The organism is Pararhizobium sp. IMCC3301, assembly GCF_030758315.1.
Lineage (GTDB): Bacteria > Pseudomonadota > Alphaproteobacteria > Rhizobiales.
In genome coordinates this window covers 1,586,381-1,610,490 of the sequence record NZ_CP132336.1, presented here as the reverse complement: position 1 = coordinate 1,610,490, position 24,110 = coordinate 1,586,381, and the positions used below count along the sequence as shown (strand labels likewise).

Genomic DNA, 24,110 nt, shown 5'->3' with positions numbered 1-24,110 from the left:
GCCGATTTGCGTAACGGGCTTATTTCAGGGAGAGCATTGTGCACAAGTGGGTTTATCAATTTGGTGATGGCCGTGCTGAAGGCGCGGCGGAGATGCGTGATCTGCTGGGCGGCAAGGGTGCAAATCTGGCGGAAATGTCGTCACTCGGGCTGCCTGTGCCGCCGGGGTTTACGGTTAGCACCGAGGTCTGTTCGCATTATTATGGAAATGGCAAATGTTTCCCTGGTTCGCTGCAGCAGCAGGTGGAGGATGCCCTTGCCCGCATTGCAGAGCTGACCGGCCGCCAATTCGGCGATGATGCCAATCCATTGTTGATGTCGGTGCGCTCGGGAGCGCGCAGTTCCATGCCCGGCATGATGGATACTGTTCTCAATCTTGGTCTGAATGACAATTCGGTTGAGACCATTGCCAGGCAATCCGGCGATGCCCGCTTTGCCTATGACAGCTACCGGCGCTTCATCCAGATGTATGGCGATGTGGTGATGGGTCTCGACCATCATGCCTTTGAAGAGATTCTGGAAAATTTCAAAAATCGTGCCGGCTATGTGCTGGATACGGATCTGACAGCCGATGACTGGAAGCAGATCGTTTCGGACTACAAACATCTGGTCGAGCGTGAGCTGGAAACACCATTTCCGCAGGACCCGAAAGATCAGCTCTGGGGTGGGATCGGGGCGGTGTTTCAGTCCTGGATGGCACCGCGTGCCATCACCTACCGTGCCATCAACAACATTCCCTCCGACTGGGGAACGGCGGTCAATGTACAGGCCATGGTGTTCGGTAATATGGGCCGTAATTCAGCCACCGGCGTTGCCTTTACGCGCAATCCTTCGACCGGCGAGAAAGCGCTTTATGGCGAGTTTCTCATCAATGCCCAGGGCGAAGATGTCGTGGCTGGCATCCGCACGCCGCAAAACCTGACCGAAGCGGCACGTCTGGAGGCGGGCACGCAGGAGCCATCGCTTGAGGCGGAAATGCCGGAAGCCTTTGCGGAATTCTGCACAATCTGTAACCAGCTTGAAGCGCATTACAGCGATATGCAGGATCTGGAATTCACCATCCAGGAAGGCAAATTGTGGATGCTGCAAACCCGGTCCGGCAAGCGCACCACCAAGGCGGCTTTGAAGATTGCTACGGAGATGGCGGCCGAAGGCCTGATCAGCCGGAACGAAGCTGTGCTGCGCATTGAGCCGGCGGCGCTTGACCAGTTGCTGCATCCGACGATTGATCCGGCTGCAAAGCGAAACATTTTGACGAAAGGTCTGCCCGCTTCCCCAGGTGCTGCCAGTGGCGGGATCGTGTTCACATCCGATGATGCCCAGGATGCCAAGGCTCAGGGGCGCAACGTGATTCTGGTCAGGGTTGAAACCAGTCCGGAAGATATTCATGGCATGCATGCGGCCGAAGGTATTCTGACCGCCCGCGGTGGCATGACCAGCCATGCAGCAGTGGTCGCAAGAGGGATGGGCAAGCCCTGTGTATCGGGCGCCAGCAGCATCCGTATTGATCTGCGCAATGAAACTCTGAGTGTGGCCGGCAAGGTGTTTCAGCGCGGTGATGTCATCACCGTGGACGGGACCAGTGGTCAGGTGCTGGAAGGCGAAATTGCCATGCTGCAGCCTGAACTTTCGGAGGATTTTGCGACGCTGATGCAATGGGCCGATGAAGCCAGGACAATGGCAGTGCGGACCAATGCGGAAACCCCGGCCGATGCACGGATGGCGCTTAGTTTCGGCGCAGAAGGGATCGGTCTTTGCCGTACTGAACACATGTTCTTCGATGGCAGCCGGATCATGGCGATGCGCGAAATGATCCTGGCGGAAGATGCCGCCGGGCGGCGCCAGGCGCTTGATAAATTGCTGCCGATGCAGACGGCCGACTTTACCGAACTGTTCGACATTATGCGCGGCAAGCCGGTAACGATACGGTTGCTCGATCCGCCGCTGCATGAGTTTTTACCGCAATCAGAAGCCGATATGGAGGACGTTGCGAAGGCACTCGGCCTGCCGATGGACAAAGTCCGGCAGCGTACCCGTGCGCTGCATGAGTTTAACCCCATGCTGGGGCATCGCGGTTGCCGTCTGGCTGTGTCCTATCCGGAAATCGCGGATATGCAGGCCCGGGCCATTTTCGAGGCCGCAATTGAAGCAGCGCAGAAAACCGGTGCCCCGGTCACGCCTGAAATCATGGTGCCGCTGGTTTCCGTCAAACCCGAATTTGATCTCATCAAGGCGCGCATTGATGCGGTTGCCGAGATGGTCATGAAAGAGCGGAACATCCAGATCAGTTATCAGGTCGGAACCATGGTGGAGTTGCCTCGCGCGGCGCTGCAGGCTCACCGGATCGCAGAGACGGCGGAGTTTTTCTCCTTCGGGACCAATGATTTGACGCAAACAACTTTTGGAATCAGCCGCGATGATGCGGCCTCTTTCCTGGGGACTTATACGGCTCAGGGTCTGATCCAGCAGGACCCATTTGTCAGCCTTGATCAGGACGGTGTCGGCGAGTTGGTGCGTATTGGAACAGAGCGCGGGCGCGCGACGCGTCCCAATATCAAGCTGGGAATCTGCGGTGAACATGGTGGTGATCCGGCATCCATCAGTTTCTGCCAGTCGATCGGTCTCGATTATATTTCGTGTTCCCCCTACCGCGTGCCGATTGCACGGCTGGCTGCCGCACAGGCCGCGCTGAGACAGGAAAAATGAAGCTGAAAGCTGATCCAGACGAACTGTAACACATTGAAATATGACGTGCATCAAGGGTTGCGAGGAGGTTGAAACTCTGTATAAACTTATCATCACTACCGGTTAGGGCAGACGTTTGAATTTAATCAGGGGCAAGCCTTCTCAACGCCACATTTAAATAGTTTTACAGCGCGGTCGGCGCCTGTCTGTGACAATTTTGGTTTGACCAGCTGGATGTGTTGCTGAGTCCAGATGATAAGTTTCGGCACTCTTGGATAAGGTTCTCAGAAATTAAATTTATGGTTAACCAAATCCAAACACTTAGCTGCAATATTTTTGTGAAACGTTAACCGAAACTCAAGGTTAATCACTCCTAATGATAAATGATCGGTCCTTGAGGCCAAAAAGTTTGCACCAGGTTTCAGTCCTGTCTTCGGCTGTTGAGCCGGGCGATGCGCTAGAACCATCGGATTTCTTGATGGATGGCGATGACGCCGATGGCCAGGATTACGGTGCAAAAGGGCTCGCGTTGCGTTGGAGTACCCTTTGGATGGTTGTGTCACGTAAAGCCGCGCATGTTGCTGGGGGTCTCCCTGTGCCAGCATTGCGTCTTGATGAAAGCACTCTTTCGCCAGTGGCGAGGAAGCGCGCCGCAAGGCAAAGAAGGGTCATGCTGCTGGCCCGCGCCCGAGCCAACGAACGTGCCATAGTGGCCCGACGCCAGGCCCGGATGGCTGGGTTGGCTGTCTCGACTGCCCTTGGTGCCTTGTTGTTATTTGCAACGCCCTCTCAATCCAGTCTGCCTGAATTTATCGAATTGGCGGATGCGGATTCCTATATACTTCTGACGCCGATGCAACGGTCTGCCGTCCGTGCCACCAGTTCGCAAACCAACCAACAGATAGAATCGTCCGGCGTTCTGACTGCAAGCGTCGAAACCGGGTCGCCACCCAAAGTGTCGGCCAAAGATCCGGCCAATACGCCTTCGCAAAATGTCAACCGTGACGCAAAAGAAGATTTGCAGATGACACGCAGCCGTGCCATCGCCATTGAACCCAATACCGACCTGCCGCATTCTGGCAATCTGTTCGAATTGCGCGATCTGTTTTCAGCGGTCGATGAAGAAATGCTGCCGCGTTCTGCACTGGCGGCACCTGGCTGGCCAAGCAAAGACCAGATTGCTCTTGCAACCAATCAATTCAGCGTGCCGGGCACGTTGCGCCAGCGCTCGCGCAGCATGGTTGCCAATGCTCAAAAAGCAAAACCGGCTATTGCTGATACAACCGGAAAAGCTGATCCCCTGCAGGTGGCACTGGCCTATGCACCGGTTGACAATATGGAAGAGTTCAAGTCTCCGTTTTCCGCGATTCTGAACATGCCGAAACCGCCTGCTGTACGCACCCTGCCGGGTAGAGCCGCCGTTCCGCTTGGAACTCCGAAGATCAAACGGGGGGGGACGATACAAAGCGCTTCCCTGGCAGCAGCATCTCTGGATAAAGAAAAACGAACGGTTGCGCCTGAACCACAGATTTCCATTGCAGGCCGAATTCCCACTATCAGACCGGATATTTCCGAGATTGCGAAAAGCGACGGCATTGAAAATGTGGCTGTTGTCCGGCCGGAGATCGGTACGAAGGATCATGTCTGGGCTGCGAATAAACTGCCGCGGGCCTCATACTCTCGCCGCGAGCAGCGCTGCCTGGCAGCCGCGGTGTATTTTGAGGCGCGGGGCGAGCCGGTTTCAGGGCAGGCAGCTGTGGCTCAGGTTGTGCTCAACCGGGTGAAAGCACCAGCCTATCCGGCAAGCATTTGCGGCGTTGTCTATCAGAACAAGAAATGGCGTAACCGCTGCCAGTTCTCATTTGCTTGCGATGGTGCCCGCGACAAGGTGACAGATAAGAAATCCTACGCTCAGGCGCAAAAGGTGGCAAAAGAAGTGACCAATGGCAAACAATGGTCCCGTGCGGTCGGATCCGCCACCCATTATCATGCGACTTATGTGAGTCCACGCTGGGCCAAGAGCATGAAACGCATGACCAAGATCGGTCGTCATATATTTTATCAGACCTACAATGGCGGCTGGAGTTAAGACCTTCTCCTAACGGGCTGATGTGTCAGCAAGTGATGTTTTATCGTGACGCGCGCTCGTTTGCTGTTTCTGTTCCCCGCACTTTTTGTGCTGCTCTGGTCAACCGGCTGGATTGTTGCGAAATATGCCAGTCCCTACGCTGAACCGCTCAGTTTCCTGACCATCCGCTACGCGCTCGCCGGCCTGCTGCTGGCGGCGTTCTGCTTTGCCCTTCGCGCCACCTGGCCACGCCGGCAATTGCTGGTCCATGCGATCTTCTCCGGCGTATTTCTGCATGCAATATATCTTGGTGGCATCTGGTGGGTGCTGGATCAGCAAATGCCGTCCACCCTGTCCGGCATGATGGCCGCGCTGCAACCTCTGATAACCGCCGTTCTGGCGGGGATGATCGTCGGCGAGCAGATTAGCACCCGGCAATGGACTGGCTTTGCACTGGGATTTGCCGGACTGATGGTGGCACTGGCTCCCAGGCTTGCTGCCGATCTTTCTGGCGATCTTGCTGGCGATCTTGCGGGCACCGACGGCGTGCACGATGGTTGGATATTGCTCATCGGAGTGAATTTCGTTTCCATGATTTCTGTCGTGATCGGCACGCTGTATCAAAAGAAATTCCTGCAGAAAGGTGATTTGCGGACCATCACCACGCTGCAATATCTGGGTGCCTTTCTGGCGACATTGCCCGCCGCCCTGCTGCTGGAAGAGTTTCAGTTTTCCTGGACGCTGCAGCTTTATGGTGCCATGGCATGGTCGGTTCTTGGTCTGTCACTCGGCGCAGTCGGCCTTTTTGTCATTCTGATCCGCGAAGGCGAAGTCTCCAGAGCTGCCGCCCTGATTTATCTCATCCCTCCGACAATTGCGGTCCAGGCCTTTCTGGTGTTCGGGGAGCGCCTGACCCCACTGGAACTGGGAGGAATGGTGCTGACCGTATTTGGCGTCTATCTGGTATCGGGTAAGTGGCAGAAACTGCCCCGCACTCATTTGTAAGGTTTGGGTTATGGCCACACGACACAAAAGCATTCTGATCACCGGTTGCTCGTCCGGTATAGGGTATCACTGTGCTCACGCCATGCAGCAGCGCGGCTGGCAGGTCTTTGCCTGCGTGCGCAAGGCTGCCGATCAACAGCGGCTGGCAGATGAAGGTCTGCAGGTGCTGTATCTGGATTATACTGATCATGACAGTATCACCAAGTGTGTCGATGATGTTCTGGACAGCACCGATGGCAGACTTGAAGCGGTGTTCAACAATGGCGGCTACGGGCAGAGCGGTGCCCTGGAAGACTTGTCGGTTCATGCATTGCGTGACCAGTTCGAGACGAATGTCTTCGGCTGGCATGAATTGACGCGGTTGCTGATCCCGTCGATGCGACACAACAAATCCGGCCGAATTGTGCAGTGCTCATCCGTGCTTGGCCTGGTGTCAATGAAGTATCGCGGAGCATATTGTGCCTCCAAACATGCCGTTGAATCCCTGTCCGATACAATGCGTATGGAATTGATGGGAAGCGGGGTTCATGTCAGCCTGATTGAACCGGGGCCGATCGCGAGCCGTTTTGTCGAACACTCCCTTGAGGCGTTTCACCGTGAAATCAGGATTGATGCCTCTGTTCACAAGGAGGTTTACCACAAGCGGCTGGCGCGGATGCAGCGCGGCGGCGCGTCACGGTTCAAGCTGGGGCCGGAGGCTGTGCAAAAACGTCTTGTCCATGCACTGGAAAGTGACAGGCCGCGCCCCAGATATTATGTCACCGCCCCGAGCTATGCGATGGGGTTCCTGAAACGTGTGCTTAGCCATCGCGCGCTCAGCGCCTTGCTGGCGCGGAGCGCTGACCGAGAAACCTGACATATGACCAATTCTGTGTTCCTGCTTCCGCGAACTGCCAGATCCGCATTCGTGCTGGCAGGGTTCATTCTTCTTTGCCTGGCGGCCGGTGCCCTTGGGTCAGTGCTGACAACGCCTGGACTTGAGCCATGGTATGCCGGGCTTGCAAAGCCGTCTTTCAATCCACCCAACTGGATTTTCGCCCCGGTCTGGACCACGCTTTATGTTCTGATGGGTTACGCGCTGTGGCGAATATGGGCACAACCGGACTGGTCTGGCCAGCCGGCTCGGCGCAGAGCCTATCTGTTTTTTGCCGCTCAACTGGTGTTGAATGTGATTTGGTCAGCGGCCTTTTTCTTTCTGCAGAGCCCGGGTCTCGGACTGGCGGTCATTCTGGCGCTGCTAGTCGCAATCGTCGCGACGATGATTGTCTTTGCAAGACAGGACCGGTTGGCCGGTCTGTTATTGGTTCCCTATGTGGCCTGGGTTGGCTTTGCAGCGGTGCTGAATCTGTCGATTGCCCGGATGAATTAGATTGTTTCGAAGTGACCTTGAACCCTGCGGTGAGACAGAAGCCGCCGTGGAATGGGGGTGCACCGGCAGAGGCACGAACCCTGTGAAAAGATTGATTGCAACCATAAAAACTGCTTTAGGTGAAAAATGGAATTCTTGTCCAAGGGACTGATCGGTCTGGCGCTGGCTGCCGTGGCCATTGTGCTTCTGCTGGGCCTTTACAATATGATGCGGGGCGGTGATGCAAATCTGTCGCAAAAGCTGATGCGCTGGCGGGTGATCCTGCAATTCCTGGCAGTTGTGGTGCTGATGACTGTTCTGTATTTTACCTCGCGCTGAAACGTGTTTCATAGCTGTGAAACGTTTAAAATCAATCGTCAGGCGGCGCGCTGAATTGGGCAAGACACTCCAGACATAATCCAGAAAGGTGCTGTGATGGTTATTCTGAATAAAATCTATACCAAGACCGGTGACAACGGCACTACAGCGCTTGGCAATGGCGAACGCCGGGCCAAATATGATTTGCGGGTGGCTGCCTATGGAACTGTCGATGAAGCCAATGCAGCAATTGGCATTGCGCGCCTGCATACCAAAAACGCCTATGGTGATCTGGACCAGATGCTGAACCGGATCCAGAATGATTGTTTCGATCTGGGGGCCGATCTGGCGACGCCGGATACGGGCGAGGATTTGGGCTATGAGCCGCTGCGTATCATCGAAAGCCAGGTGCAGCGTCTTGAGCGCGACATTGACACATTGAATGCCGATCTGGAGCCGTTGCGCTCCTTTGTACTGCCGGCCGGCAGCGCCGCCTCTGCACATCTGCATCTTGCCCGTACCATTGCGCGGCGAGCCGAACGGGTGATGGTGGAACTGGCGGCTGATGAGGCTGAACCGGTCAATCCCTATGGCATCCAGTTTCTGAACCGCCTGTCGGATTTCCTGTTTGTTGCGGCGCGCTGGGTCAATGACAAGGGCCAGGCGGATGTGTTGTGGGTTCCGGGAAAAAACCGCTAGAACACGTTTTATGAATATTGAACGTTCCGGTTGAACCTTCGGATCCTTCGCGCAGCAAATGGTTCAACAATCGCAGAATGTACTTTAGGGTCGGAGCCGGTCCTTCAAATCCAGGTCGACGACCCCCATGTTTCTTCCTCTTTATGACAGCAATCCTCTGACCTACGTGACGCGGCCATATGTCAATTGGGCGCTGATCAGTATCACGATTTTAGTGTTTGTGGTGTTCCAGCTGCCCGCAGCAGAAGGCCAGCCGGACGTTCTGGCGGCGGCATTCGGCATCATTCCATCGGTTCTGTTCGAAACCCGCGTTCTACCGCCGGATCTGGCCTTCATTCCCGCGGATTTGACCCTGGTATCCTACGCCTTCTTTCATGGCAGCTGGATGCACCTGCTTGGCAACATGCTGTTTTTGTGGGTCTTCGGAGACAATATTGAAGATGCCCTTGGCCATATCAGATATTTGGTTTTCTATCTTCTCAGCGCTGCAGGTGGTGGCTACGCCCATGCGTTGTTCAATGCCACATCCGAAGCACCGCTGATTGGTGCCTCGGGCGCTGTGGCCGGTGTCGTGGCGGCTTATCTGATCCTGCATCCGCGCGTCAAAATCTGGATTCTGGCACTGGGCCGCATTCCGTTACGGCTATCGGCGATGTGGGTTCTGGGTGCCTGGGTCTTGATGCAGATCTACAATCTTGTAGTTGCCGTTGACAGTGAAGTTGCGTGGATGGCGCATATTGGTGGTCTCATCTCCGGTGCGGTTTTGGTGCTTCTCCTGAAGCGCCGGGACGTGGCTTTATTCGACCGGGGTCTGGACCTTTCCTGACGAGTGAATTTGCTACAAAATTGTGTTGTTCCCTGTCGTTGACAGGGTAAGAGGGCACCGATAGGTTCGCTACAAATTTTGCACATAAGCGCGCAATCTGGAGACAATCATGAAAATACTGGTGCCCGTTAAGCGGGTGGTTGACTACAATGTCAAAATCCGGGTTAGAACGGATGGATCGGGCGTTGAACTGGCCAATGTAAAAATGGCGATGAACCCGTTTGATGAAATTTCCGTCGAGGAAGCATTGCGGTTGCGCGAAGCCGGCAAAGCCAGTGAAATCGTTGTGGTTTCAATCGGTCCGCAGCAGGCTCAGGAAACCATCCGCACGGCACTGGCGATGGGGGCTGATCGCGGCATTCTGGTGCAGCATGACGACCTGGTCGAACCGCTGGCGGTGGCAAAAATTCTGCAAAAAATTGTCGATGAGGAAAAGCCCGATCTGGTGATTGCCGGAAAACAGGCGATTGATGATGATTGCAACCAGACCGGCCAGATGCTGGCAGCTCTTCTGGGCTGGTCCCAGGGCACTTTCGCCTCTGTGCTGTCGCTGGGCGAAGGGGATATGAATGTGACCCGCGAAGTTGATGGCGGGCTGCAGACAATCAAACTGAAACTTCCGGCGGTGGTGACCACCGATCTGCGTCTCAATGAACCGCGCTACGCGTCGCTGCCGAATATCATGAAGGCCAAGAAAAAGCCGATCGATATGAAAACGGCAGCGGATTACGGAGTTGATATGACGCCGCGCCTGAACGTTCTGAAGACCGTCGAGCCGCAGAAGCGGGAAGCCGGTGTCAAGGTTGCCAATGTGGCCGAACTGGTTGACAAATTACGCAACGAAGCCAACGTACTTTAAGGAAAGGCAGAGCCATGACAACTTTGCTGATAGCAGATCACGACGGAACTGTGCTCAACGACCCGACATTGCGCGCTATCACCGCGGCGGCAGATTTGGACGCACCCCTGCATGTGCTGGTTGCAGGCAGTGGCAGTGCCGAGGCGGCAGCGCATGCGGCCAGGATCAGCGGTGTGGAAAAGGTGCTGCATTGTGATGCCGCCGCCTATGACCATCTGCTGGCAGAGCCGATGGCGGCGCTGGTTGTCTCACTTGCCGGAGATTATACAGCACTTGTGGCTGCCAATACCACCAATGGAAAGAACATCATGCCGCGCGCGGCAGCGCTGCTGGATGTCATGCAGGTGTCTGACATCACTGCAATTATCAGCGCTGATACATTCGAGCGGCCGATCTATGCCGGCAATGCGATCCAGACGGTTCAGTCCCGCGATGCCATCAAGGTCATCACCATCCGGACGGCGGCCTTTGCCGTCGCTGAAGAGGGTGGCTCAGCTTCTGTCGAAAGCGTATCCGGTGATGAGGGGCCTGGCCTGTCATCCTATGTCGGAGAAGATGTGTCGAAGTCGGAACGTCCGGAATTGACGTCCGCCAGAATCATCATTTCCGGGGGCCGTGCCCTGGGTTCGTCAGAAAAATTCCAGGAGGTGATCATGCCGGTCGCCGACAAGCTTGGAGCGGCTGTCGGAGCCTCGCGGGCTGCGGTTGACGCCGGTTACGCGCCGAATGACTGGCAGGTCGGACAGACCGGCAAGGTGGTTGCGCCGGATCTTTATATAGCATGCGGCATATCGGGCGCGATTCAGCACCTGGCCGGCATGAAGGACAGCAAGGTCATCGTCGCCATCAACAAGGATGATGAAGCACCGATTTTTCAGGTTGCGGATTATGGGCTGGTCGCCGATCTGTTTGAAGTGCTTCCACAGCTGGTAGCAGAACTCGACAAGACCTCCTGAGCGCAATTTCGTCAGGCAAGTGGCCGATTCCTCAGGTGTGGCTCCGGCGGTTTGCGTTGGTCTGGTTGCCGCCACATGGCATGGCTTCCCGTAGCACACGCTTTTGGGTATCATGCTGCTGGAGCCGATAAAAAACCGATTGCAAATTCTGCTGCGGTGCAACACAGTCCTGTCCCTAGCTCCCACAAGACTAAGACCGGAAAGAACTATGACTGAAATAAAATCCATAGGCATTATCGGCGCAGGCCAGATGGGTTCGGGAATTGCCCATGTCAGTGCTCTGTCCGGTTATGATGTCTACATGTATGACGTCTCCGAAGACCGCATTGAAGAAGGCCTTGCGACCATCACGGGGAATCTGGGGCGGCAATTAAGCAAGGGGCAGATCAGCGAAAAAGAACGGGATACCGCAGTGGCAAAGCTGCATGCCTCGAAAGGCATGGAAGGTCTGGCCGAAGTCGATCTGGCGATTGAAGCTGCGACCGAAGATGAAACCGTCAAACGGAAAATCTTTGCGGCGCTCTGTCCGGTGCTGAAACCCGAAGCGATGATTGCATCCAATACATCATCCATTTCGATCACCCGGCTTGCGGCCGCAACGGACCGTCCGGAACGCTTCATGGGAATCCATTTCATGAATCCTGTTCCGATCATGAAGCTGGTGGAACTGGTGCGCGGCATTGCGACTGAAGACGAAACCTTTGAGGCAGCTAAAAAATATGTTCAGGGGATGGGGAAAACCATCACTGTGGCCGAAGATTTTCCGGCCTTTATCGTCAACCGCATTCTGATGCCGATGATCAATGAAGCGATTTATACGCTGTATGAAGGTGTGGGCTCCGTCGAGGCAATTGACACGGCTTTGAAGCTGGGTGCCAACCACCCCATGGGCCCGCTGCAACTGGCTGATTTCATTGGCCTTGATACCTGTCTGTCGATCATGCAGGTGCTTTATGAAGGCCTGGCAGACAGCAAATACCGGCCTTGTCCGCTGCTGGTGAAATATGTTGAGGCCGGTTGGCTTGGCCGAAAGACCAATCGCGGATTTTACGATTATCGCGGCGACGAACCTGTTCCGACGCGCTGACCGGTGATGAATCCCGATACTGCCTTATGCTTGACACAAACCGCGCCATCAATGGACCGGTCCGGCCTGTTAACCGGGCAGCGGGCGATCCGAAGCATCGCAGACTGTCGTGGAGCGATTTTTGGAGCCTGCTGACGAAACCCCCGAACGGTTCAACATAGCCGCATATGCACTTGGACGCATGGCCGCGTCCAAACCGGATAATGTCGCGCTGATGGTGTTCGACGGCACCAGCCGGGAACCATCTGATGTGTGGACCTACGCCTCATTGGAAGATGCGGTGCTGAGGACGACCACTGGCCTGCAATCGCTCGGCATCAAAATGGGGGATCGGGTGTTGTTGCGGATGGGAAACAGTGTCTGGTTTCCGATCATGTTTTTTGCCTGTTTGGCCGGAGGGTTTGTGCCGGTGCCGACATCTGACCGGCTGGGCACGCGCGAGCTTGACCATATTGCCAAGGACTGCAAACCCATCCTCATCGCTCATGACGGAGCCACCAGGCTGCCAACACCGGCCACAGACGTAAAAATTTTTGGGCCGGAAGATCTGCAGTTTCTGTCGCAAAGTCCGCTTGGCCTTTACGGGCGGACCTATTCCTATGACCCGGCCTATCTGGTTTATACCGATGGCACCTCTGCCGCGCCACGCGGGGTGCTGCACGCCCACAGGGCGTTGTGGGGCAGGCGGCAGTTGCAGACCGAGTGGCTTGGCCTGACCCAGAAAGACCGTATGCTGCATACCGGAGCGGATAATTGGGCACGCAGCATCGGGTACGGGCTGATGGATCCCTTGTGCCGCGGCGCAGCGGTGATCCTGCTTTCACCGCCGAAATTGCGCCGCGTGTTTGATCAGGCCCTGCCGATCCTGGTGGAACTGACCGGGGCCACTGTGGTTGCGGCCATGCCGGGGCAATACAGCACCGCCTTGAAAAGCGGGACAGTGAAAGCCGCCGCGATGCCGAGCCTGACCAGAGCTGTATCCAGTGGTGCAATTCTGCCAGCACATGTGTCGGAGGAATGGCTAAGTACGACCGGTCGGCCAATTTATGACGGCTATGAGCTGGCGGAAATTGCCAGCCCAATTTACAGCGGCGCGGACTGTGCGGTGAAGCCGGGTAAAATCGGAAAGCCAGCACCTGGCCGAAAACTGGCGATATTGGCACCGGATGCCGGTCTGAAGAATGTCTCCGTCAATCAGATCGGTGTTATTGCGACGCACCGCTCAGATCCAGCCCTGATGCTGGGTTATTGGAATGATGCTGCAACAACCAAGGCGGCGGTCCGCGGAGCATGGTTTTTGACCGGAGATCTGGCGCTGCGCGATCAGGATGGTTACATCCAGTATGAAGGCCGTTTGGCCTCTCTGGTCAATGTGGAAGGCTATCGGGCCAATCCGGAAGAGATCGAGACGATTATCGCCGCGCTTCCGAGCATCCGGGAAGTTGCTGTGGCCGAGGGGGTCGTTCCCGGGCGCGGCCGGGGCCTTGTGGCCTATGTTGTGCCACAAGCCGGAGAAACGCTGGCACCGAACGAGTTGAATCGAAGCCTGGCGCCACTGCTGGTGGATTACAAGCGGCCCAAAAAATGGATCGAGGTCGATGGCCTGCCAAAAACCGCGAGCGGCAAACTAGCCCGGTTTGCACTGGCAGAAGCGCTTGCCGTGTAAAGCAATCGGCTGAAACCAAAGCGTGGGCCCCAAGTTCTGGCAGCCGCGAAGAACACCCTCAAAGGAATCGAAACACTCGACGCCATCAAGCAGGGCCGCTTGGCAAACAACGAACCTGCCGGTCAGCTGCATGAACGCAACGGATACGCTCTCGGACCGAATGCCCGAGAGGTTGAATTGATGCGGTGGACGGCCCCGGGTTCACCCGCATCATAACGACACATTGCGGTAGTTTGGGGGTAGAGGCATCCATATTTCACTTCAGCGTAAAACGCACTGGCTGTGCCCCCTTCCACAGTACCCGTTCGCCAAGTGCGCGGAGATTTTCCAGCCCCGTATGGATGGTGATGAAGTGATTACCCGCCAGTTGCCCCATCTTCGATGAGAAATCCATGCCGCCGTAGCATAGAATGATTTCAGTCTCGCTGATGCCGCCTGGATAAAGCAGAAACTGACCTGGGGCGGGATGGCTTGTGTGGTTCTCATAGCCGACGCCGAAATCGTAGTCGCCAAGGGGCACCCAGACCCCTTCTCCCGACCAGCGGACATGCACCAATTCAGCCTCATAAGGCATCCGTGCCATGAAGGCGCGGCAGGTTTCGGGCGCGTCCTTTGTTTCAAACCGTGCGCCGAAAGTGAAGGGGCCTGCCTCGATGATAACTTCTGTCATGCTGTGTCCTGTCTTGTTAGCTGGTTTTAAATCGTTCTAGTGTGAAGGGGTGCAGTCGCGTCGGTAGGTCTCGACCAAGCGCCAGTGCTGCGGCCTCGCGGCCCATCAGCGGGCCCAGAGTATAGCCATTGGCCGTGGCCGCAACGACGACACGCGGATGCCCCGGTATTGCAGACAACAAAGGCGCGCCATCGATATCGATGTTCATGGCAGCCCAACTGCGCACCAGCTTGAAAGTGCTCAGTGCCGGCAGAGTATGCTGGGCCACCCAAAGGTTGCCTTCAATACTATCGGGCAGCACCCGCGCCTGTCCGGCGGGACCGGTTTCCGCAGGCCACGCCCCGCCAATGATAATGGTGCCGCTGTGGGATTGTTTCATCGTCAGATGCCGGTCTGCATGGGCCAGAAGGCATGGAACCAGTGGCGGCGCGGGCTCCGTCACCAGCATCTGGAGCGGTGCGCCCCGGATTGGCAGAGCAACGCCAAGATGACGCCCGATCTGAGCCGACCAGCCACCCGCAGCGATCACCAGCCGACGCGTGCGGATCTGACCGCGCCCGGTCTCGATCACATAGCCATTGCCGTCCTGCACGATGCCCGTCACCGAGGCCAGCTCTTCGATCAACGCGCCTGCTGCGCGGGCCGCAGCGGCGAGGCTTGCAGAGGCGGGCAGGGGGTTGATCTTGCCTTCACCCGGACACCATGCGGCCGCTACGATGCGGTCCGATAAATGAGGCGCGATCGCGCGGATGCGATCAGGACCGATTACTTCGGAATGGATATCAACGCTGGCCTCTGCGGAAACCTTGGCTTCCAGAAAGGCGATCTGGTCAGGGCTTTCCGCCACCATCATACCGCCAGTCACCGCCATCTCGAAATTGCCGCCAAGTTCGTCTTGCAGCTGAGACCAGAGCGCAATGCTTTCTTGTTGCAACGGTAACGTGCGCAGCGCAGCGGAGCCGCCGGCAAAGGCCTTGCTGCCAAAATCCCATGAAAGAAGCTGCAGATGTAGGCTTCCGGCATTGCCGCCCGAGGCCTCTGCATTCAGGCGTCCCTGGTCAAGACAGATAACCGAAGCTCCGGCCTGAGCGCCAAACAGTGCCGCTGCCAAACCAGTGACACCTGCACCGATGACCACCAGATCAGCGGTTTCACGGCCCAGCGGTGCTTTGTCCTTTGGCGCGGGGCGCGCGACGGGGCTGCTTTCACGGTGACCGGCCCATTCGGGTTTTTCAAGTGCCACTGCGCAAATGGACAGAGGACGTACGGGCAGTTGTGGTGCAAAGAGCGTATCTGCCCGGACCTCTGGACCGACATTCTGCAAAAGTGCGACCAAGGGCCGTGTGCAGTAACGCCCCTGGCAACGCCCCATGCCCAGGCGGGTCGCGCGCTTGACCGCACCCGCGTCTCGCGCCCCTGCGTCGATTGCTTGGCGCACCTGCCCCAACGATACGGATTCGCAACGGCAGATCAGTAAGTCGCCAGGGGCAGAGGTGATATCGGGTGACGGCGCCTTGTAAAGCTGCCAAAGCGCGGATTGAAACCTGCCAATCCGGGCCACGCGTGCCGTCATATTCGGGTCGATCATGACCGATTGCCCCAGCCGGGTCAATGCGGCCTGCGCGGCGGTTTTCCCTTGTTGCAGCGCTAGTTGTGCGCCACCGAGCCCTCCGGCATCGCCTGCCACAAAAAGGCCCGGAATGTCGGTTTCACATTGTGTGTCCCGGACTGGCCGTGGCACGCCGTCCCGCATTTCGAAGCTGCAGCCCAGAAGCCGCAACAGTTCGGCTTGGGGGGCAAAACCATCGCCCATACAGACTGCGTCGGCGCGCACCCGGCGCATACCGGATGCACCAATCTGTGACAGATCAACGTCGAGGGCGTCGCCGCTCGCGGCGATCCCGGTCACTTCCCAGCCATTCAACAGCGGCACCCGGTCGCGCCGCAGACGCAGCTGATAACCGACACCAGTAGCGACCAGACGGGGTGCTGCCAGCGCCGCCCGCAACATCGCGCCTCCCGGCCGCAACTGCGACCGCTCGGCAACCGCGACGACCTTTCCACCGATGGTCGTAAGTTCTGCCGCCAGTTGCAGGCCAAGCGGTCCATTGCCCGCGATCAGAGTCCGCGAACCTGGCGCCACACCATAGCGGCGTACCAGCGTTTGGCCTGCGCCGATCGTCATCACCCCCGGCAGCGTCCAGCCAGGCACTATGGCCGGCAGCTCATAGGCCCCAGTGGCCACAATCAGTGTCTTGCCGGAAAGGCGGCACCGCCCGCCGGTGCCGGTGGTGCGCAGCTCAAAACCGCCCATGTCCTTGGCAGCCTTGTCGTGGCGTGCATACCATACGGTATGGTGCTGCAATATGCGCACTCCAGCGGCGGTTGCCGCTGCCCTCAGCGCATTGCCTGCCCGGTGCTGGACATCTTGCGCATCTACATGCCGTGCACCCTCGCTGCGGGGTTTGAAATACTGCCCACCGGCAGCATCGCGCTCGTCCACCACGATCACGGTTGCCTCCATCCGGCAACACTCAAGCGCAGCCGTCAATCCTGCCGGCCCCGCCCCGACGATCAAGACATCCGCCGTCTCAAGCTGTTCGGGCAGGGCGGGCAGCGCTTCACGCAGCGCTCCCAAACGGGTGTCATCCTGACTGGAAACTTCCATCCCCTGTTCGACCTGCGTCATGCAGGCGCGGCGCGATCTCACGCCGTCCACTTCGACCAGACAATCGTTGCAGACGCCCATGCCACAGAACAGGCCCCGCTGCTCTCCTGATATCGTGCGGCGGAACCGGGCGATGCCCGATGCGGTCAAGGCCGCGGCAATACTATCTCCCTTGCGCGCGTCTATCTTTTGTCCATCGAAACGAAACCCGAAGCCGTCCATGTTGCTGGCTGCCGGGTCCGCTTCGGGGTGGTTATTTTGTGGCAAGATCAGACCGTCTGCTGTGGCGTGATCCCCGCCGCAATCAGCGCTGCGCGGACATTGTCAATCTCGGCATCGGGCGTAGGCAGTCGCGGCGCACGCGGCTTGCCGACCGCATGACCCAGCATCCCCAGCCCCGACTTGGTTGCGGCGACGTAGCGGTGACCGCCGACCAACCGGATCACCGGCAGGATCTGCCGATAAAGCGCACGCGCGGCGTCGATATCCTGTTCATCCACCGACAGTTCAAACAGGCGCGAGAATTCGCGCGGCATCAAATTCGAGCCGACGGCGATCCAACCCTCTGCCCCGTTCATGAAAGATTCATAGCCCATGATACCGCCAAACACCGTCATCCGGTCGCCGCACAGATCAAGGATGTCGCGCACGCGGGTCACATCCATCGTCGATTCCTTGATGTAATCGACCCTGGGAATGGTCGAAAGCCGAGCCACGATGGCGGGTGTCAAATCAATATTGGCCGTCGCGGGATTGTTGTAAAGCATGACAGGAATCGTGATTGCTTCGGCAATGCGGCGGAAATGTTCGAACAGTTCGTCCTCGGTCGGAGTTGAGTAGAAGGGTGGAATGATCATCACGCCATCGGCACCCAGCGCCTCGGCCTGCTGGGAATAGCGGATCACGTCATCGGTATATTCCGCGCCCGTGCCGATGAACACCGGCACCCGATCATTGACCGTATCAATCACGCATTTGGCGACATCGTGACGCTCGGCATCCGTCATCGACAGGAATTCGCCGGTCGAGCCCAGCGGTATCAACCCGTGGATGCCTTCTGCGACTTGCCATTCGGTAAAGGCCGCCATCGCTTTTAGATCGACGGCACCATTGCCATCGAATGCCGTCACCATCACTGAAAACGTGCCCCGGATCCTTTTGGTCATTAAATCACTCCTTGAGGGTAAGCAGTCGCAACGCCGTGTCGCGTACAAGATTTTGTATTGTCGCCGGATCGAATCCGAGGCGGCGCATGAGCGGCACGACATTGGTCAGAACATGCCCATAGCCATGCCCGCCCCAGTGCCGCAGCCTGGTGCGGGTACAGATGTCGTGGGAAATGACGATGCGGTCCCCATGACCCGCCGCGACCATCGCGTCGATCAGGCGCAGACGGCATCTGTCGGTAGGCAGTTCCACATCCCCCATCCAGTAATGGGACTGTTCGATGCCGAAAAAATCCCACTCCACGCAGATGCCCTGATCCAGAAGGGCGGCGACGCCAGTGCCATCGGGATAGGTGCGATCCATGTGGCACAGGACGACGCGTGACAGGTCTGCCCCAGCGGTGCCCAGAATGTCGATGATCTGCAGGCAGGCACCGGGGTCGCGGCCAGGATGAACGCTGATCGATGCGCCTGTCCTGTGCTGCGCGTCCACAGCCGCCAGAAGGGCGCGGTGTTCGACCGGCTCAAGCGGCCAGGAACAGCCGATCTCACCGATCAGGCCGGCGCGGACCTTTGTGTCATCCAGTCCGGTTTTGATCTCTGCTGTAAAGAGATCGGCCATCTCGGCGGTGGTCATAGCGATCTGTGCTGCGTCAAGAAAGGGCGCGGTATAGGTGCCCGCCGCGGCTACCACATGCACGCCGCTGGCGCGGGATGCTTCCGCCAGTCCGGCGGCATCGCGCGCCAGACCGGCAACCGACTGATCGACGATCAGGCTTCCGCCTGCAGCGGCAAAGGCACGCAGTTCCGCCGCCGCAATGGTCACATCGGTCTGATGTGCATTGGCCGGATTGACGTTCGAAAGATAGTCGGTCTGGAAGCGGTCCCATGGCAGGATTTCCGCCGCAGTGTCGCCGTTCGCACCAGGCGGCACGATATCGAAAAGGACATGCTCGTGAAACTGGATCAGTCCGACATCCCCGGCTGCCACATCCCCCAAGACTGTGCGTATCAATCCCACGTATCTGCCTCAATGCTGAAGTATCTTGGACAGGAAAAGCTGCGTGTGCTCGCTCTTGGGATTGTTGAAGAAAGTCTCGGGGTCTGCTTCCTCGACGATCTTGCCGGCATGCATCAACACGACGCGATCTGCGGCAGCCCGTGCAAAACCCATTTCATGGGTGACGACGATCATGGTCATGCCCTGCCGCGACAGGTCGACCATCACGTCCAGAACTTCTGAAATCATCTCGGGATCAAGCGCGGACGTCGGCTCGTCAAAGAGCATCACCTTGGGCTTCATGGCCAGAGCCCGCGCGATTGCGACACGTTGCTGTTGCCCACCGGAAAGCTGCGACGGATAGGCGTTGCCTTTCTCGGGCAACCCGACGCGGGCCAAAAGCTCTTTGGCTTCACGGACAGCGATGGCGCGATCCACCCCCATGATCTTCACCGGCCCCACGGTGATATTGTCCTGCACGCTGAGATGTGGAAACAGGTTGAAGCTTTGGAATACCATGCCTAAATCGCGGCGTTGGATCGCGATCTGCTTGTCTGACAGCGGCACCAGCTTGCCGCCCGGACCCTTGCGAAAGCCGATCAGATGCTCGCAGGCGACGATCGACCCGCCGTCGATCGTTTCAAGATGGTCGATGCAGCGCAGGAGCGTCGACTTGCCCGAACCCGAGCGTCCGGCGATCACGATGACTTCGCCCTGGCGGACCGTTAGAGATATGTCCTTCAACACCTCGATACCGTGAAAGGCCTTGGCCAGGTTCTTGATCTCTACGATCGGCTCTCCCAACTGGCGCGGTTTCTCGACGGGGGTGATCGTTGGCGTGTCGGCCATGTCAGTTCTCCTTAGAGGCGGCAGTAGAAGGCGGTGGTCAGATCTGGTCCGCGACGGGGTTTTTCAGCGGGTTCTTCAACGGCGAGTCCTCGCCACCATCTTTTGGATCTTCCGGTTTTCCGGCCGGACCGAAGGGTTTGTCGTAATGGTTTTCGAGTCGCTGTTGGATCTGTCCCCAGATCGTCGTCAGCAGAATGTACCAGCAGGCAGCAACCAGATAGACTTCGAGTACACGGAACTCGATCTGCGCAAGCTGCTGGGCGTGGCGCAACAGCTCTTCCATCGAGATGACCGAGGCCAGCGACGTGGTTTTAAGCATCAGGTTGAACTGGTTGCCCAAAGGGGGAATGATAACGCGGGTCGCCTGGGGAAGAATGACGATTCGCATACGTTGTGCCCATTTCATTCCCAGCGCACGTGAGGCGTCTTCTTGCCCCTTGTTTACCGACATGATGCCCGAGCGGACAATTTCAGCAAAATAGGCGCCCTCGTGCAGTGACAGGGCCAGAATTGCGGATTCGACCACCCCCAGCCTGATCCCCACCTGCGGCAGACCAGTATAGATGATGACCATCTGCACCAGCAGCGGTGTGCCGCGCCAGAGCCAGATATAGGTGTTGGCGATTGCGCGCAGGACGCGCGTCTGTGACATTTTCATAAAAGCCAGTACGACGCCCAGCGTGACGCCGATGATCATCGACACCACAGCCAGCCAAACCGTCGTCCAGACCCCTTCGACCATGTAGCCGCTGAAGAGATATTGGAAGAAGTATTCCCAGCTCCATTGCATTGTACACAGTCCTTATGTTGAGTTTGCCTTGCTTTGGGGAAGGCAATGGCTTGAAGTGGGCAGGGGGCCGATTGCCCTCCTGCCCACAGGGAGAAAACGGATTAGGAGTCGGGGTTGTAGTGATACTCGAACTTGCCTGACCACTTTGACCAAGCATCGACCTTGGTCGCGCCCGAATTTTCCATCAGCCGATCATAGGTGCCGTCCTCGAGCATCTCGTTAAGCGCGTCGACGATCGCCTGCGCCGTTGCCTCTTCGTCCACGGCCATCGTGGTTGCGGTGCCGGCCAAAAGACCAGTGGCCGCCATGGTGAACTGACCGCGTTTCTGGTAATAGGCGCCGGTGCTGTCGGCCGCGAAGATCGCGTCAACCTGGCCCGCGCTAAGCGCAAGGAAGGCATCGCCGTAGTTGTTGAACACGCGAATATCCATTGGCTCCATGCCGTTTGCGACCTGTTTGTCGTTCAGTGCGCGCAACTGCTTTTCCTCGGCACCGGCAATTTCGACACCGACGACGCGTCCCGCTAGATCCTCGGGGCTCTTCAGATTAAGCGGATTTCCACCCTGCGCGATCATCGCAAGCGCCACCACACGGACCGGAATAAGATGCATGATCTTGGTGCGGTCCTCTGTGTAGAACAACCCGGTGTTGATCATGTCCCAACGGTCTGAGGCAAGGCCGGGAATTTGGACCTCAAAGCTGACGTTGATATATTTGGGCTCGAGGCACATGCGCTTGGCGATCTCGTCACCCATGTCGCGATTGAGACCGACCAGTTCGCCGTTGTTGTCGATGTACTGAATTGGGGGCAGCGTGGCGTTGATTGACATGGTCAACTTGCCCGGCTCGATCAGCGGCAGGTTCTCGGGGCATTCCATTGCCATTAGTGGTTGGGCAAAAAAAGCCGCAAATGCGGCAGCCACCAGTGAAACTTGGGTTCTGGGGATGTTCATTTTCTTTCTACTCCTGTTGGTTGATTGCTTACCTGTTTTTCAGGCTCTCTTATTTGCCGCACCCGGCGTTGCGGGAACGTGCGCACCAGTTGGTGACGACTTCGGTGGTGGCCCTGACCATGCGATGGAAATCGGCCACGTCGACCCATTCGTCGCGTTTGTCATTCTGGGTCAGATCACCACAAAGACCGCCGAAGGCGACGGTCGGAATACCCTTTTCAACGGCCGGGTTGCGAATGTCGCTGGCCGCGTGAAGCGGGTTGACGAAGGGGATTTTACCGGTCACGTGCTGGACCGCGTTGCTGGCCACGCAGAAAAGCGGATGGTCATGCGGCACTTCGGCCCCGGTCGAACCCGACAGCCATTCCAGCGTGGGACTATGTTCCGCCAACCATGGATCGGCGTCGAAACAAGCCTTCAGCGCAGCCTCGATCTCGTCCTGAACCTCGCGCATTGTCTCATGGGGCGGGAATGAGATGGCGACACCCAGTTCGCACAGTTCGGGTACGCGGGAGAATCTGGCCGCGTTGCCGCTTTTGACATATGACACAAGAATATTGGTCGACCGGCCGACAAAGGCATCGATCATCGGATGGCTGATCTGCGCCACCCGAGCCTCGGCCAAAGTCTGCAACGCGGCAATGATCAATATCGCCTTGTCCACCGGATTGACCGCGCGGTGCGAAAACGCGGTGTGACTGGGTTCGTTCGTGTCCGGCAGACGACCGGGCACCACGATCTTCAGATCCAGATGGCCCGGCGTTACCGCCTTGATCTCCTGCATGCCAACGCCAGATTCGGCAGGGTGCAGGTAAAGGCTGGCGTCGGCCGAAAGGCCTTCGTGTAGCAGGGCCGCAACGCCACGGGCATTTTTCTTGCTCGGCGTACTGGCAAAGACGACGGTGCCCAGCGATGTGCCGACGCGCGCAGCCTCTTCGATGGCGAGAACGGCGGCTGCGCATCCGGCCAGATCGTCGGCCACGCCCCAGCCGTAGATGCGCCCCTTGTCGATGGTGCCGGCAAAGGGATCGCGCTCCCAACCGTGATCGGTCTGGAGTTTCTCGCCGTCAGGATGTGCAAAGACCAGCAGGCTGCATTTGCCCGGATCGCCTTTATAGGTGCCGACGACAGCCGTTCGCGCGCCCGACGCCTGTTTGGCACCGGTTCCAAAATCCCCGATCGCTGGAACAGTTGACGGGTCATAGGTGAGTTCGGAAATTTCGCAGCCCGCTGCGGTCAACCGCTCAACGATCACTTTCTGGACCGCAGATTCACCGTCAGCCTGCGCCGCGATCAAATCCCGCAGGAAAGAAATGGCACGTGCATCTGCGGCTTTGTCGGGGCTCTCGGCGGTCATTGAAATTACCTTTTGGGACACCGTTGGTATACGAAACATGCCAGTTTCTATTTTCAATGCAACTTTTTTCTGGAGGGATGTACGGCTTTTTTTCATGCTGCGTTGCAATATTTTGTCACGCGCAAAACCGTTTTTTTCTTGCATTCTGCGCCTCTCGGCGGGCATTGCATAGGTGGGGCATGTGATTTGACGATATACATACAGCGAAGAATTCCCTTATAAAATGTCAAAAAACGGTACGCATATATTCAGTGATTCCCGCATTTGGCGGGCGCAATCCGATAGGAACGGCTCGGTGAATCATCAAATTTCCAAGGCGAAACCCACCACGATTCTACACCGCCCGGCAGTCCGAAAACTGTCGGACATGGCGTATGAAACTCTGGCCGTGATGATACGCGAACGTAAGCTGAAAAGCGGCGAGGCCATTGTGGAGCAGCATCTCGCAGAGCACCTGGGGCTGTCCCGCACGCCCTTGCGTCAGGCGTTGCAGCGGCTTGAGATCGAGGGGCTTCTGGTCAAATCGGGCGGGCGGTCCTATCTCGTGCGAAAAGTCAATGTTGCTGAATATCTGCAAAGCCTGCGCGTGCGCGAGATCCTCGAACCCGAAGCCGCGTTTCTGTCGACCGACCGCGTTAGCCCCAGAGAGCTGCACGATGCGCGCACCGCACTCGACAGCCTCCGGGCGACACAACCCTATGATTATCTTGAACATTTGAAATGCGACGATCTGGTTCATGAACTCTTTATCCGCAATTGCAGCAACGAGGTGATGCAAGACACGCTCCGATCGCTGCGGATTACCACGCAATTGTTCGAAATCGACCGACTGACCGATCGACTGGATCCGGATTCACGCGAACATGATGCCATTCTTGACGCGCTGGAGCAGAAGGACGGCAAGCTGGTCCGCCGCACTGTGGTCGCTCACATCCGATCGTTGATCAGATCCGCCATTGCCGCCATTGCGTGACAACGGGATTAAATCGTACTGAATTGGTAGCTTTCAGTTCAGGTTCCCAAGACGGGACAGCCGTCGGGAGCAATTGTCAGATGAACTGGTTATTTTGGTGCTCCAGAATACAAAGGTCCGTTCGCTGAAACCAGCGGTTTGCATCTCTCGCTGGCGGCAAAGTTTAAA

Annotated in this window: 21 protein-coding genes; 13 read left to right on the top strand and 8 right to left on the bottom strand. The window is 57.4% G+C overall.

The annotated features are described in order from the left end of the window. The first annotated feature begins 38 nt into the window (after nt 1-38). The 12 genes from ppdK to RAL88_RS07715 all read left to right on the top strand — a co-directional run bounded on the left by ppdK (nt 39) and on the right by RAL88_RS07715 (nt 13,516). Nucleotides 39-2,705 (top strand): pyruvate, phosphate dikinase, encoded by a 2,667-nt coding sequence (gene ppdK / locus RAL88_RS07770; RefSeq protein ID WP_306268467.1) that lies wholly within the window; start codon nt 39-41, stop codon nt 2,703-2,705. Between the two features lie 649 nt (nt 2,706-3,354). Next, nucleotides 3,355-4,773 (top strand): cell wall hydrolase, encoded by a 1,419-nt coding sequence (locus RAL88_RS07765; protein ID WP_306268465.1) that lies wholly within the window; start codon nt 3,355-3,357, stop codon nt 4,771-4,773. Nucleotides 4,774-4,818: 45 nt separating this feature from the next. Further along, entirely contained in the window at nt 4,819-5,757 is a 939-nt protein-coding gene (locus RAL88_RS07760) for a DMT family transporter (RefSeq protein WP_306268464.1), read from the top strand. A gap of 10 nt (nt 5,758-5,767) precedes the next feature. After that, the gene (locus tag RAL88_RS07755; RefSeq protein WP_306268462.1) at nt 5,768-6,613 is read left to right on the top strand and encodes an SDR family oxidoreductase; all 846 of its coding nucleotides are present in this window, start codon (nt 5,768-5,770) and stop codon (nt 6,611-6,613) included. Nucleotides 6,614-6,616: 3 nt separating this feature from the next. Beyond that, the gene (locus tag RAL88_RS07750) at nt 6,617-7,126 is read left to right on the top strand and encodes a TspO/MBR family protein (protein ID WP_306268460.1); all 510 of its coding nucleotides are present in this window, start codon (nt 6,617-6,619) and stop codon (nt 7,124-7,126) included. Nucleotides 7,127-7,252: 126 nt separating this feature from the next. Further along, nucleotides 7,253-7,444, top strand: coding sequence for a twin transmembrane helix small protein (locus RAL88_RS07745; RefSeq protein WP_306268458.1), 192 nt, complete (start codon nt 7,253-7,255; stop codon nt 7,442-7,444). Nucleotides 7,445-7,540: 96 nt separating this feature from the next. Next, on the top strand, nt 7,541-8,122 hold the full coding sequence (locus RAL88_RS07740) for a cob(I)yrinic acid a,c-diamide adenosyltransferase (protein WP_306268457.1): 582 nt from the start codon (nt 7,541-7,543) through the stop codon (nt 8,120-8,122). A 127-nt stretch (nt 8,123-8,249) separates the two neighbouring features. Then, the gene (locus tag RAL88_RS07735; protein ID WP_306268455.1) at nt 8,250-8,948 is read left to right on the top strand and encodes a rhomboid family intramembrane serine protease; all 699 of its coding nucleotides are present in this window, start codon (nt 8,250-8,252) and stop codon (nt 8,946-8,948) included. Nucleotides 8,949-9,057: 109 nt separating this feature from the next. Further along, nucleotides 9,058-9,807 (top strand): electron transfer flavoprotein subunit beta/FixA family protein, encoded by a 750-nt coding sequence (locus RAL88_RS07730; RefSeq protein ID WP_306268453.1) that lies wholly within the window; start codon nt 9,058-9,060, stop codon nt 9,805-9,807. Nucleotides 9,808-9,821: 14 nt separating this feature from the next. Beyond that, nucleotides 9,822-10,763, top strand: coding sequence for an electron transfer flavoprotein subunit alpha/FixB family protein (locus RAL88_RS07725; RefSeq protein ID WP_306268451.1), 942 nt, complete (start codon nt 9,822-9,824; stop codon nt 10,761-10,763). 208 nt (nt 10,764-10,971) lie between these two features. Then, nucleotides 10,972-11,850, top strand: coding sequence for a 3-hydroxybutyryl-CoA dehydrogenase (locus RAL88_RS07720; protein ID WP_306268449.1), 879 nt, complete (start codon nt 10,972-10,974; stop codon nt 11,848-11,850). A 109-nt stretch (nt 11,851-11,959) separates the two neighbouring features. Next, complete coding sequence (locus RAL88_RS07715) at nt 11,960-13,516, top strand: class I adenylate-forming enzyme family protein (RefSeq protein ID WP_306268447.1); 1,557 nt, start codon at nt 11,960-11,962, stop codon at nt 13,514-13,516. 256 nt (nt 13,517-13,772) lie between these two features. Here the strand turns inward: RAL88_RS07715 and RAL88_RS07710 are convergent, their stop codons facing one another. The 8 genes from RAL88_RS07710 to RAL88_RS07675 all read right to left on the bottom strand — a co-directional run bounded on the left by RAL88_RS07710 (nt 13,773) and on the right by RAL88_RS07675 (nt 22,969). Next, nucleotides 13,773-14,186, bottom strand: a complete 414-nt coding sequence (locus RAL88_RS07710) for a DUF3830 family protein (protein WP_306268446.1) — start codon at nt 14,184-14,186, stop codon at nt 13,773-13,775. Nucleotides 14,187-14,202: 16 nt separating this feature from the next. Next, nucleotides 14,203-17,121, bottom strand: coding sequence for an FAD-dependent oxidoreductase (locus RAL88_RS07705; RefSeq protein ID WP_306268445.1), 2,919 nt, complete (start codon nt 17,119-17,121; stop codon nt 14,203-14,205). A gap of 2 nt (nt 17,122-17,123) precedes the next feature. Then, nucleotides 17,124-18,020, bottom strand: coding sequence for a dihydrodipicolinate synthase family protein (locus tag RAL88_RS07700; protein WP_306268443.1), 897 nt, complete (start codon nt 18,018-18,020; stop codon nt 17,124-17,126). 4 nt (nt 18,021-18,024) lie between these two features. Next, nucleotides 18,025-19,041 carry a phosphotriesterase gene (locus tag RAL88_RS07695; RefSeq protein ID WP_306268441.1) on the bottom strand — a complete coding sequence of 339 codons (1,017 nt, stop codon included), beginning with the start codon at nt 19,039-19,041 and terminating at the stop codon, nt 18,025-18,027. A gap of 9 nt (nt 19,042-19,050) precedes the next feature. Beyond that, nucleotides 19,051-19,869, bottom strand: a complete 819-nt coding sequence (locus RAL88_RS07690; RefSeq protein ID WP_306268439.1) for an amino acid ABC transporter ATP-binding protein — start codon at nt 19,867-19,869, stop codon at nt 19,051-19,053. A 37-nt stretch (nt 19,870-19,906) separates the two neighbouring features. After that, nucleotides 19,907-20,659 carry an amino acid ABC transporter permease gene (locus tag RAL88_RS07685; protein ID WP_306268438.1) on the bottom strand — a complete coding sequence of 251 codons (753 nt, stop codon included), beginning with the start codon at nt 20,657-20,659 and terminating at the stop codon, nt 19,907-19,909. Nucleotides 20,660-20,760: 101 nt separating this feature from the next. Beyond that, the gene (locus tag RAL88_RS07680) at nt 20,761-21,612 is read right to left on the bottom strand and encodes an ABC transporter substrate-binding protein (RefSeq protein ID WP_306268437.1); all 852 of its coding nucleotides are present in this window, start codon (nt 21,610-21,612) and stop codon (nt 20,761-20,763) included. A 49-nt stretch (nt 21,613-21,661) separates the two neighbouring features. Continuing rightward, nucleotides 21,662-22,969, bottom strand: coding sequence for a M20 family metallopeptidase (locus RAL88_RS07675; RefSeq protein ID WP_306268435.1), 1,308 nt, complete (start codon nt 22,967-22,969; stop codon nt 21,662-21,664). Between the two features lie 295 nt (nt 22,970-23,264). On the opposite strand from RAL88_RS07675, the gene RAL88_RS07670 reads away from it, so the two are divergent. Then, a complete protein-coding gene (locus RAL88_RS07670) occupies nt 23,265-23,942 on the top strand; it encodes a GntR family transcriptional regulator (protein WP_306268433.1) in 678 nt (225 codons plus the stop codon). The last annotated feature ends 168 nt before the right edge of the window (nt 23,943-24,110 follow it).